This is a genomic window from Neochlamydia sp. AcF84, from assembly GCF_011087585.1.
Taxonomy (GTDB): Bacteria; Chlamydiota; Chlamydiia; order Chlamydiales; family Parachlamydiaceae; genus Neochlamydia.
In genome coordinates, this window is record NZ_VJOT01000080.1 from 1 (window position 1) to 1,907 (window position 1,907).

The 1,907-nt window shown below is 37.5% G+C and carries 2 protein-coding genes; both read right to left on the minus strand.

Going from position 1 to position 1,907, the window contains the following annotated elements:
* Positions 1-50: 50 nt before the first annotated feature.
* On the minus strand, positions 51-908 hold the full coding sequence (locus NEOC84_RS09330) for a DUF1670 domain-containing protein (RefSeq protein WP_166158535.1): 858 nt from the start codon (positions 906-908) through the stop codon (positions 51-53).
* Positions 905-1,786, minus strand: a complete 882-nt coding sequence (locus tag NEOC84_RS09335; RefSeq protein WP_166158538.1) for a DUF1670 domain-containing protein — start codon at positions 1,784-1,786, stop codon at positions 905-907. The genes NEOC84_RS09330 and NEOC84_RS09335 overlap by 4 nt, the downstream gene beginning before the upstream one ends.
* Positions 1,787-1,907 lie beyond the last annotated feature (121 nt).

The window sequence follows — 1,907 nt, forward strand, 5'->3', positions numbered from 1 at the left end:
AAATAAGGACACTTGTCATTAACTGGCATTTAACCTAATCTTTTTTCTGATTAATATTTTTTATCAACACCTTCATTTATTGTTATCTGGGTTCTTGTTTCAATTCCGATTTCACTTTTCAATAACGCGGCTATAACATAATTTTTCTCCTTATATTGTTCAATAATTTTTTCATATTCATGGACTAAGCGCGATGTCCTACCCACTGAAAAAGCTGCTTCTTCTGTAGACATACCTTTTTGTTTGCATAGCAAGATTTGCTTGAAAGTGGATATATACCTTTGTATTGCCGGTAAAGAGTGTTTTGTTTCTCTGCTCACTTGCTGAACAGTTTTTTGCTCAATAAAGAGCTTTTCAATGATGATTGTTTTGTGAGTTAAAGTAGGGCCTATATCATGGATAGATCCTCTTCTTGGAAGAACCTCACGGTTTTCTAATTCCCATTCCTTAATATATTTGCCCACACTGTGGGGAGATATCTTTAACAAAATAGCTAATTCCGCGTGGGTTAAGCAACCTTCTTGATCAAAAGCTTGCTTGCACATCCGCGCCACAGCTTCTTTTTTTATAGCCCTTAATTTCTTCCCCTTGGCTCTTTCCATAGCATCTTGCGAGCTTACCAAATCTAAAATCACCGTTGTTAAACGTGTATCTTGAATAGATTTTCCATAAGATGAAAGCTCGTTGCGATGAACTGTCGGCCATGTAACTTGTCCCGGCTGCATATGAGAGGTCTGCGGATAAAATTGACGCACCATATCCGCTATTGATTTAACCAGTACTTGCCTTGTCCTTGTTCCTCCTAGCTGTGGGCACTCATGAGAAAAAAATGCCTCCAAAGCGCCTTCAAAGCATTTAAATGCTTGAGGGCAAAATGTAGCATGGTTTGCATCGATGTTCTTCTTCATGGCAGCCTCCGCTCGTTCCTGATAGAGTCGTTCGACGACATCATTCTTTTTTTTTCGTCTTGAGCATGATAATATTGGGCACCAACTATATGAACTTCCTCCAATCTTTGTTCAAAAAAGGCTTTATCTTTAAACTCTTCATATAGCAGAGAAAAGGTTTTGGTAGCATAGATGGAAATTCCTACCGTTAAGGCTATTTCAAACTCATTGAAATGTTTGCTTTTAAGAAAGGCTACTCTTTTAAACTTCTGTAGATAGTTTTCCACAGCTTCTATGCTATGCTTAATATGCTGGGCAATAGCCACAGGCTCTTTGCCCTCCAGCCAAAGCCGTATGGCTATAGCTCTATGGCTGACACCAGGGCCGATATCTTTTTGTTGGCCTCGGGTGGGTAATAAGATGCCTATTGTTCTAAGCTCTTTAATATCTCTTCGAATCGTTCTTATATCGCACATCAACAATTCTGCTAAGTCTTCTTGTGTTAAGTATCCTCCTTGCTCTTTAGCTTCTTCAGCTATACGCACAAGTCTTCGCCTTCTTAGCTCAACACTTCTATCTTTATTATTATCTTGAGAAAAATTTCCTTTGTCTCGTTGGTCAAACAACGTCAAAACCACAGGTAACATCTTACACTCCTTTAAAGATTTACCAGCTCCTTCTTCAGCTGCTACACAATGATATTTAATCTGCCCTGATTTTAAATGGTTTTGGTTAAGTTCAGAAAAGTACACCTCCTCAATCAGACCTACTAAAATTTGAGCTTCCCAAGGACTAATTCCCGTTCCTTGAACAGCCAAATTTTTCATCTGCTGATGGATGTTTTTGATTTGAAGTCGTCTTTCTTGATCTTCTCTAGAATTTATAGTAACATTTTTCATGGCGTTCCTTTTATGGATGTTTTTTTGTATCAATAACATTATAAAGGTGAACGCCAGCTTTTTTAATAGATTTTCAATTTAAAAAAAAATCTATAAAAAAAGACAGATGACCTAATCGAAA